The organism is Bacillus sp. 05T31, assembly GCF_056396725.1.
This window is the reverse complement of sequence record NZ_JBFTMA010000256.1, coordinates 1-9521: the sequence shown is the minus strand read 5'-3', so window position 1 is coordinate 9521 and position 9521 is coordinate 1. Positions and strand designations below refer to the sequence as shown.

11 protein-coding genes and 2 riboswitches are annotated in these 9521 nt (G+C 36.7%); of the genes, 10 read left to right on the top strand and 1 reads right to left on the bottom strand.

What is annotated here, in order from left to right; translation table 11 throughout:
• Positions 1-1202 (bottom strand): LTA synthase family protein (locus AC1DJR_RS16150; RefSeq protein ID WP_477003009.1); only part of this gene is annotated, 1202 nt, incomplete at its 3' end.
• Positions 1203-1455: 253 nt separating this feature from the next.
• Here AC1DJR_RS16150 and AC1DJR_RS16145 point away from each other — a divergent pair.
• The 10 genes from AC1DJR_RS16145 to AC1DJR_RS16100 form a co-directional block, all read left to right on the top strand.
• Positions 1456-1851: a DUF3888 domain-containing protein gene (locus AC1DJR_RS16145; RefSeq protein ID WP_016092994.1), complete on the top strand. Its 396-nt coding sequence runs from the start codon at positions 1456-1458 to the stop codon at positions 1849-1851.
• Positions 1852-1940: 89 nt separating this feature from the next.
• Positions 1941-2122, top strand: a riboswitch (Lysine riboswitch).
• A gap of 180 nt (positions 2123-2302) precedes the next feature.
• Positions 2303-3619 carry a diaminopimelate decarboxylase gene (gene lysA, locus AC1DJR_RS16140; RefSeq protein WP_477003008.1) on the top strand — a complete coding sequence of 439 codons (1317 nt, stop codon included), beginning with the start codon at positions 2303-2305 and terminating at the stop codon, positions 3617-3619.
• A gap of 117 nt (positions 3620-3736) precedes the next feature.
• Positions 3737-3845, top strand: a riboswitch (SAM riboswitch).
• A 73-nt stretch (positions 3846-3918) separates the two neighbouring features.
• Complete coding sequence (locus AC1DJR_RS16135) at positions 3919-4062, top strand: YezD family protein (RefSeq protein ID WP_000116159.1); 144 nt, start codon at positions 3919-3921, stop codon at positions 4060-4062.
• 87 nt (positions 4063-4149) lie between these two features.
• The gene (locus AC1DJR_RS16130) at positions 4150-4854 is read left to right on the top strand and encodes a phosphoadenylyl-sulfate reductase (protein WP_429686531.1); all 705 of its coding nucleotides are present in this window, start codon (positions 4150-4152) and stop codon (positions 4852-4854) included.
• Between the two features lie 39 nt (positions 4855-4893).
• Complete coding sequence (sat, locus tag AC1DJR_RS16125) at positions 4894-5799, top strand: sulfate adenylyltransferase (protein ID WP_477003007.1); 906 nt, start codon at positions 4894-4896, stop codon at positions 5797-5799.
• A gap of 12 nt (positions 5800-5811) precedes the next feature.
• Positions 5812-6405 (top strand): adenylyl-sulfate kinase, encoded by a 594-nt coding sequence (gene cysC / locus AC1DJR_RS16120; RefSeq protein ID WP_477003006.1) that lies wholly within the window; start codon positions 5812-5814, stop codon positions 6403-6405.
• 11 nt (positions 6406-6416) lie between these two features.
• Positions 6417-8039 (top strand): nitrite/sulfite reductase, encoded by a 1623-nt coding sequence (locus AC1DJR_RS16115; RefSeq protein ID WP_429686535.1) that lies wholly within the window; start codon positions 6417-6419, stop codon positions 8037-8039.
• A 10-nt stretch (positions 8040-8049) separates the two neighbouring features.
• Positions 8050-8250 carry a DUF3906 family protein gene (locus tag AC1DJR_RS16110; RefSeq protein WP_000366913.1) on the top strand — a complete coding sequence of 67 codons (201 nt, stop codon included), beginning with the start codon at positions 8050-8052 and terminating at the stop codon, positions 8248-8250.
• Between the two features lie 84 nt (positions 8251-8334).
• Positions 8335-9111 carry a uroporphyrinogen-III C-methyltransferase gene (gene cobA / locus AC1DJR_RS16105; protein WP_002030683.1) on the top strand — a complete coding sequence of 259 codons (777 nt, stop codon included), beginning with the start codon at positions 8335-8337 and terminating at the stop codon, positions 9109-9111.
• A 1-nt stretch (position 9112) separates the two neighbouring features.
• On the top strand, positions 9113-9521 hold a 409-nt coding region (locus AC1DJR_RS16100; RefSeq protein ID WP_477003005.1), incomplete at its 3' end, for a sirohydrochlorin chelatase.

Sequence of the window (9521 nt, the reverse complement as noted above, 5' to 3'; positions counted from 1 at the left end):
GTATAGAACGGTTGTGGTAAAGATTTTAACTTTGGAATAGATTGCTCAAAGAACTCTTTATCTTTTAATCCCCAACCGACAGACATTTGTTCCGTTCCTACGTAATCATTTAAATTAAAGTAACGATCATATCCAAGCGCAGGATACATTACGTCACGATTCCAAAACGTTTTATCGTTTGAATGGAAGACAGCAGAAGAATATCCGTATTTCTTTAATTGTTCTGGTGTGGCAGTGTATTCATTTGTTGCATGAGTAAAGAATACAGAACCACGGTCTAACGGATAAAGGGAATTTTCAACGATAAATTCAGCATCAGAAGTTTTACCTTGTCCCGTTTGATGATAGAAGTTATCGAAATAAAAACTATCTTTAATAAACTCATTTAAAAATGGAGTAATCTCTTTTCCATTTATTTTTTTATTAATAACAAAACTTTGTGTAGATTCCATTGAAATTAAAATTACATTTTTACCCTTTGCAGCTCCAAATAAGTTTTTATCAACTTGTTTATCTTTTGAGTCTGTATAGTTTTTAATTTCAGAGAACCCGTCTCCACTTGCAAATACACGCTCAGCTGAAGACTTAGATTGAAGTGTAATATCAAATAGATGATATGTGTATAACCCTAAATTTTTCACGACAGTTTGACGATCAAACGAGCGTGAGAACATTTGTGGTTTATATATAACTGAAACAACAATTTGTAGTGCTAATAATACTGTTACRCCGCTAAAGAAAGTTCGCTTCTCAGAGCGAGAAAGGGGTGTTTTATCACCAAATGATGGGAATTTACGCGAAATAAACATTAAAATAATTGCGTCTGCAAATAAAAGTAATGTTTTATACGTAAAGAGTTCTTTTATACTCGTCCCTAAGTCAGCCATATTATTTGTTTGGAATAAAACAGGGAAAGTAACAAAATCGTTATAGAACCCGTAAAACATTGCATTTCCAAATAAAATAAATGACAGTATAAAACTAATTACAATAATAATTCGGTTTCGGTACTTAGATGCAAGTAAAGCGAAACCAAAAAATAAAAGTAACGAAGCTAGTGGGTTAATAAAAAGCATAAACTCTTCAAAGAAGTTATCAATTCTAATATCAAATGCTAGCTTGTACACAATATATGTTTTTATCCATAATAAAACGACTGCAACTAGTGCAAATCGCAGTTTTGGAAACAGATTTTGTAGCATAATATACTCCTCTCCTAAAAGCATGACGGTTCTTGTGAGCCGGTTTGATTAGCGCCTCATTTTATATATACGAACAGTCCTTTGTTATTATGTTTATTATACTATGAGTATCATTATACGAAAATAAAAGAGAGTTGTGGGCTTTTTTATAATAATTGAGTAGAAAAAGGGCAGTGGGAGACAATAAAACGGAGTTTCTATGTATGATAATTATCGTGCGCAAAAAGAATCGAGTAATAAAACGGAGGTTATAATGCGAAAATTATTATATTTTATAGTATGCAGTAGTGTTATACTTTTTGCTTCACCGAGTGTGTCGGTAGCACAATATGATGCACCCCTTATGGAAGATGCCCTTTATTCTGTTTTATTTCCAAAAATAAATAAGGCAATTGAAAAACAATATGGGAGCTTGAAGCCTTATCAATGTCCTAAAATTATTAGTTTAAAAAAAGTGTATAGTGGTACATATTTATTTCAAGCGAGTATTGAAGTAACGAAGTATGAACAGGTTGGTGGGAAAATTGTTCCACCATTTGAGAAGGTAACGATTACATTTAATAACGAAGAGGGCGAATGGGAAGTGACAAAGGTTTCAGTAAAGCGCTTACCAAATGATACAAAATTAAACTGTAAAAAAACAATATAAAAAATTGTTTGACAAATAAAATGGTCCTTTGGTATTGTTAATAGCAACAATTAGATGTTTGAAAATTAAATAGACTTACCTCATCTACTCTCAAAGGTAGAGGCCGCGATAGGAAAGAGTAAGCTATGGGAGATTTAATGGAATCTGTGATCATAGGTTGAAAGGGACTATTGCCGAAATATAAGAATAACCATCTTATTCATATATTGGGACTGCATTGAATAAATGTAGTACTGTCATAAGATTTATTTTATGAAGAGCTATTTGGAGATGTTGATGCGGTTTCTTATTTTGAGGAGATAACAACTCGTTTATTTTTTCAATATATATTTTTCCTAATAAGAAACGCGTGTGAACATTGTTCCGCGCGTTTTTTGTCTATCTAAAAGCGTGCTGCAATGAATAGAAGATTGGGGTTATGAGTTTTAGAGGAAATAAGGGAGGAATTTAAATGTATTTACACGGCACAAGCCGAATCAATGGGCAAGGACACTTAGAAATTGGTGGGTGCGATACGACGCAGCTAGCAAAACAATACGGAACACCACTTTATGTATACGATGAAGAGTCTATTCGAGGAAAGTGCCGCGCGTTTCATCGTGCTTTTAAAGAAAGTGGTTTCTCTTATCAAGTAGCATATGCAAGCAAGGCGTTCTTGTGCATGGAGATGTGCCGAGTAGCTCGTGAAGAGAATATGTCTTTAGATGTTGTTTCTGGAGGAGAATTATATACTGCGCTCCAAGCTGGTTTTCCGGCATCGCGTATTCATTTTCACGGAAATAATAAAACAGAAGAAGAAATGATTATGGCTCTTCAGGCGAATATCGGTTGTTTTGTAGTAGATAATTTCTTAGAATTAGAAATCTTRCAYGATTTWGCAATGCAACATGGGAAATTTGTGAACATATTAATCCGTGTAACGCCTGGAGTAGAGGCACATACACACGAATATATAACAACAGGTCAAGAGGATTCGAAATTTGGATTTGGTGTTTCAAATGGTCAAGCGATGCAAGCAATTGAGCTTGCCTTGCAAAAATCAAATTATAATGTGCTAGGAATTCACTCGCACATCGGATCACAAATATTTGAAACGGCTGGATTTGTTCGAGCAATTGAAGTACTCCGCCAATTTTTAGAAGAAGTGAGAGAGCGAACACATTATGTGATGAAAGTATTAAATGTGGGCGGAGGTTTCGGTATACGTTATACGGATTCAGATACACCGTTAACACTTGAAACGTATGTGCACGCTGTAACAAGTACGATAAGAGARCARTTTACATTATGTGAATATCCGCTTCCAGAARTATGGATTGAACCAGGTCGTAGTATCGTAGGTGATGCKGGAACAACACTTTATACAGTCGGAGCGGTGAAAGAGATTCCTGGCATTCGGAAATATGTTTCAGTCGATGGTGGAATGACAGATAATTTAAGACCAGCTCTATACGGAGCCCGTTATGAGGCGATGTTGGCGAATCGAGGGAATGATAAGAATGAGGAACTCGTTTCGATTGCTGGGAAATGCTGTGAAAGTGGAGATATGCTGATTTGGGATATTAACTTACCGCAAGTTGCTTCTTCTGATTTACTAGCAATTTCTTGCACGGGGGCATATGGGTACTCGATGGCGAATAATTATAATCGTATTCGTAGACCAGCTGTCGTCTTTGCAAAAGGCGGGACGTCACAAATTGTCGTAGAACGTGAAACATATGAAAATATCATTGGGAACGATCGCATACGTATTAAAGAGCTGGTGTGAATGAGAAAGAAGGAGTTGTCTAGTAAAGGCAGCTCCTTTTAAAAAAATAAAAATAATTAAATATATCGGAAAACTAGGATTGAAAAAAATCAGAATTGTGATAAAATACAAATACAAAGCTTATCAAGAGAAGCTGAGGGAACTGGCCCTACGAAGCTCGGCAACCTGCTTATAGAAAGCAAGGTGCTAAATCCAGCAAAATGGAATCCATTTTGAAAGATAAGGTAAAATATATTACCGAACAGTCTTTTCGAAATGGGAAAGATTTTTTTTATGAATAAAAAGGGGGGGCTGTTTGCGTGAGCGTACGGGAGCATTTTGATGAAGTATCTGAGAAAATTCAAGCGATGCTTGCTGATATGAAATATGGTTCCATTACAATTGTTGTGCAAGATGGAAAAGTGATTCAATTAGAAAAAAGTGAAAAGGTTCGTTTAAAGTAAAAAGCGCTGACTAGAAAAACTAGAGGCGGTTTTAATCTATTTTTAATAGGTTAAAGCCGTCTTTTTGCTTTTACAGGGGGAAAAAACATGTTGACGTACGAAACGTGGAAAGAAAATAGTGTTTCATTTTCTGAAGAAGATGAAACGAAAGGCGCGCTATCAGTATTAAGTTGGGCTTATAACGAATATAAAGATGAAATTGTATATGCATGTAGCTTTGGGGTGGAGGGAATGGTTTTATTGCATCTTATAAACCAAGTAAATCCATCTGCTAAAGTTGTATTTTTGGATACAAATGTGCATTTTCAAGAAACATACGAATTAATTAAGAAGGTACGCGAGAGATTTCCTTCATTAAATATTATAGAAAAACAGCCAGAACTTACACTCAATGAACAAGCGAAGCTTCATGGAGAGAAGTTATGGGAAAGTAATCCGAATCTTTGCTGTAGTATTAGAAAAATTTTACCGTTAGAAAAATCATTAGCAGCGGAAAAAGCGTGGATATCAGGCTTAAGAAGGGAACAATCAGAAACGCGTAAGCATACACAGTTTATAAATCAAGATCGTCGTTTTCAATCTATTAAAGTTTGTCCGCTCATTCATTGGACTTGGAAAGAAGTTTGGCGATATGTATATAAACATAGTTTGCCGTATAACCCATTGCATGATGTTGGCTATCCGAGTATTGGGTGTGAGAAATGTACATTACCTGTAGGTGATGGTGGCAACTCAAGAGATGGAAGATGGGCTGGGAAAATGAAGACGGAATGTGGCCTTCACTTTCAATGAGATAGATTTTGAAATAAAGCTAAGAAGGGATATAAGAARATGAGTACAACAAATGAATTAGTAAAYCGCATTGATGAAACATATGAAATATCGAACATTGTAAAGGAAATCGAGATAGACAAAATTGCACTTAGTGATTTAGAACTTTTGGCGACAGGAGGATATAGCCCTCTTACAGGATTTTTAGGGAAGAGAGATTATGATTCAGTAGTAGAAACGCTTCGTTTAGCAAATGGTAGCGTATGGAGTATACCGATTACACTACCGGTAACAGAAGAAGTAGCCGAGAAACTGCAGGCTGGAGAGGAAGTAAAACTTGTCAACGCCGGAAATGTATATGGTGTTATTCAAATAGAAGATATTTACCCAGTACATCGTGCCCATGAGTATATTCAAAAATCTGCCCTTGAAATTGTAGATGGTCTCTTTTTAAATCCGCTCGTTGGGGAAACGAAGTCAGATGATATTCCTGCTGATGTAAGGATGGAAAGCTATGAAGTATTACTTCAAAACTATTATCCGAAAGATCGTGTCTTTTTAGGTGTATTTCCTGCAGCAATGCGTTACGCAGGACCAAGGGAAGCGATATTTCATGCACTAGTAAGAAAGAACTTTGGTTGTACCCACTTTATTGTAGGGCGTGATCATGCTGGGGTAGGGGACTATTACGGAACATATGAAGCGCAGGAAATCTTTACGAATTTTACAGTAGAAGAGTTAGGGATTACGCCGTTATTTTTTGAACATAGTTTTTACTGCACGAAATGTGAAGCAATGGCTTCAACGAAAACATGTCCGCATGGAAAAGAAGACCGTGTCATCTTATCGGGTACGAAAGTACGAGAAATGTTAAGGAATGGTGAGATTCCGCCAAGTACATTTAGTCGTAAAGAAGTAGTGGAAGTGCTAATTAAAGGTTTGAAAAAAGAAGTAGTAACAGAATAGGGAGAGAATGAGATGGATACGAATATTACTTGGCATACAGCTTCTGTTTCAAAAGATGAGAGAAGAGTGAAGAATGGGCATCACAGTTTTGTAGTTTGGTTTACTGGTTTATCAGCTTCGGGTAAATCTACAGTAGCGAATGCGGTTGCTCGCAAACTGTTTGAAAAGAATATCGGAAATTATGTGCTAGATGGGGATAATATTCGCCAAGGTTTAAATAAAGATTTAGGTTTTTCTGAAAGTGATCGCATGGAAAATATAAGACGTATTGGTGAAGTGGCGAAGTTATTTGTAGATCAAGGAACTGTTGTCCTTACAGCGTTTATTTCACCATTTCGAGTAGACCGAAAACAAGTTAGGGAACTATTAGCTGTAGATGAGTTTATAGAAGTGTTTGTAAAATGTCCAATTGAAGAGTGTGAGAAACGTGATCCGAAAGGACTTTATAAAAAGGCGAGAAAAGGTGATATTAAAGAGTTTACAGGTATCGATTCACCGTATGAGGAACCAAAACAAGCAGAATTAATTGTAGAAACGCACAWGWATTCTATTGAAGAATGTGCAGARCAAATTGTGAAKTACTTACAAGAGCGTAGTTTTATATAGGGGGATTAAAAATGACTTATGAAAAAGTATGGGCAAATAATGAAAAATTGAATCCGTCCGAGAAAAAGAAATTAGAAAAAGATGGATTAGAAATCTTTAATGATATTCCTTACTATGCGGAGAATGGATTTGAATCTATTCCGAAAGAAGAGTGGGACGCTTTTAAATGGGCGGGATTGTATTTGCAAAGACCRAAAGAAGCGGGCTATTTTATGATGCGTGTCAACATTCCTTCTGGAATTATTACAAATGCGCAGGCAGAGGTGTTGGCTTCCATTGCTGAAGATTATGGGCGTGATGTGTTAGATATTACGACAAGACAGGCGATTCAGTTTCATTGGTTAGAAATTGGGCAAATTCCGGATATTTTTAAAAGATTAGCGAGAGTTGGTTTATCTTCAGCAGGGGCATGTGGTGATATTACGCGTAATATTACAGGTAATCCACTTGCTGGAATTGATGCGAATGAACTATTTGATACAACATCGATTGTTAAAGAAATATACGATTACTTCCAACATAATGAAGAGTTTTCTAATCTACCACGTAAATTCAAAATGTCTATTAGTTCTAACATTTATAATTCAGCAAATGCAGAGATTAACTGTGTGGCGTTTACACCTGCTACGAAAGAAATAAATGGTGAGGAAAAGGTTGGTTTTCATATAAAAGTAGGCGGAGGCTTATCAGCTCGTCCGTACTTAGCGGAAGAATTAGATGTATTCGTTTTACCAGAAGAAGTGAAGGCAGTGTCGATTGCAATTGCTACTATATTCCGTGATTTTGGATATCGTGAAAAACGCCACTTAGCACGTTTGAAATTTCTTGTCGCTGACTGGGGCGCTGAGAAATTTAAAGAGAAACTAGTAGAATACACAGGCCCATTGCAAAGTAAAGGGGAAAGTGCTCTCAAAGGCTGGAATGCAGGATACTTTTATGGCGTTCAAGATCAAAAACAAGCAGGATTAAAGTATGTCGGCTTTAATGTACCAGTAGGGCGTTTACACGCAGAGGAAATGTTTGAGATTGCAAGAATTGCAAAGAAATATGGAAACGGGCAAATTCGAACTTGTAACTCTCAAAACTTCATTATTCCGAATGTTCCGCCAGAAAATGTTGCAGGATTATTAAGTGAACCGTTGTTTGAAGCAATTTCAGCAAATCCGAAATCGTTTATCGGTCATGCGGTTTCATGTACTGGCATTGAGTATTGCAATCTTGCGTTAGTAGAAACGAAAGAAAGATTACGAAAAATCGCAGAGTACTTAGATACACAAATTGCACTCGATGTTCCAGTTCGAATTCATATGGTAGGATGCCCGAACTCATGTGGTCAACGTCAAATTGCTGATATTGGTTTGCAAGGGATAAAACTGAAAACGAAGGAAAAGGGAATCGTTGAGGCGTTTGAAATATATGTGGGCGGAACACTATTAGACGGAGGAGCATATAACGAAAAGTTAAAAGGGAAAATAGATGGAGAAGATTTGCCGGATGTTCTCGTGTCCTTTTTAAGTTATTTCCAAAAGAATAAATTACTAGCCGAAACGTTTTATGATTTCGTAGGACGTGTTGGAGTGGAAGAATTACAAATTGTACTAAATCGTGTATTAGAAGAAGTAATAGCATCTTAGGAGGGGCAATATGGACTTATATCGATTTGAAGCTGTATTAGTAAATAGTATTGTTCCAATTGTTGTCGTTGCTCAGAGTGAAGAACAGGCATTTAAGCTTGCGGAAATTGAGCTTGAAAAACATTTTTTACCGTTACCAGAAGTGAAAGAGATTTCTTTGTTTGAAAAAAAGAAGATTCGAAAAGGGGCGGCATTTGTTATTCATGAGTAGAGAACATGTAATACGAAATAATAGTAACTTCCATTCGTGATTAAGAGTGGAAGTTTCATTTTATAGTAGAAATGAGGAGAGATTATGGGGAAGGTTTATATCGTCGGGGCGGGTCCTGGTGATCCGGATTTAATTACTGTTAAAGGGTTGAGATGCATCGAGAAGGCTGATGTTATATTGTACGACCGTCTCGTAAATAAAGAATTGCTTTCTCATGCAAAGCCTGAAGCGGATTTAATTTATTGCGGGAAACTCCCAAATTATCACACGATGAAGCAAGAGACAATTAACACATTTCTTATTAAATATGCGAAAAAAGGAAAAGTTGTAACGAGGCTTAAGGGCGGAGATCCATTTGTATTTGGAAGAGGTGGAGAAGAAGCTGAAGCGTTAGCGAAGCAAAGTATCCCATTTGAAATTATTCCTGGTATTTCAGCTGGTATAGCTGCTCCTGCTTACGCTGGAATTCCAGTAACGCACCGCGATGCAAGTGCAAGTTTTGCTGTTGTGACAGGGCACCGGAAAGAAGGGGCTGAAGAGGAAGTGAAGTGGGAAAGTTTAGCAAAAGGTGTAGATACATTAGCGGTCTATATGGGGGTTAGTAATTTACCTTACATATGTGAACAACTAATAAAACATGGAAAAGATCAAAGTACACCTGCCGCTATCATTGAGTGGGGAACGACATCTATGCAGCGTACTGTTACAGCGACGTTAGGAACAATTGTAGATGTTGCCAAAAAAGAACGAATTCAAAATCCAAGTATGATTGTTATTGGAGAAGTTGTCCGTTTTAGAGAAAAGATACATTGGTTTGAGAAACAAACGGAAAATGCATATCAAGTAAGCGGAGTATTGTAAAATGAAGGCTGTTATATATATATGTCATGGAAGCCGTTTGAAAGCAGCAAAAGAAGAAGCGGTTGCATTTATTACGTCATGTATGAACCGTGTAGAGGCAAAAATTCAAGAAATTTGTTTTTTAGAGCTAGCGAATCCTTCTATTGAAGAAGGATTTCGTACATGTGTGAAGCGTGGTGCTACAGAGATTGTCGCTATTCCTGTTTTTTTATTAGCGGCAGGACATGTAAAGAAAGATATTCCGCTTGAATTACGAAAGTTAAACGAGGAATATCCGGATATCAAAATAGTGTATGGTAATCCATTTGGTGTATCAGAAGTGCTTGTAAAAGCGGTATATAACGGAAGTGGTATTAAAGACTATAAAGAAGAAGTAACACTTTTGCTCGTTGCAAGAGGGAGTAGTGATC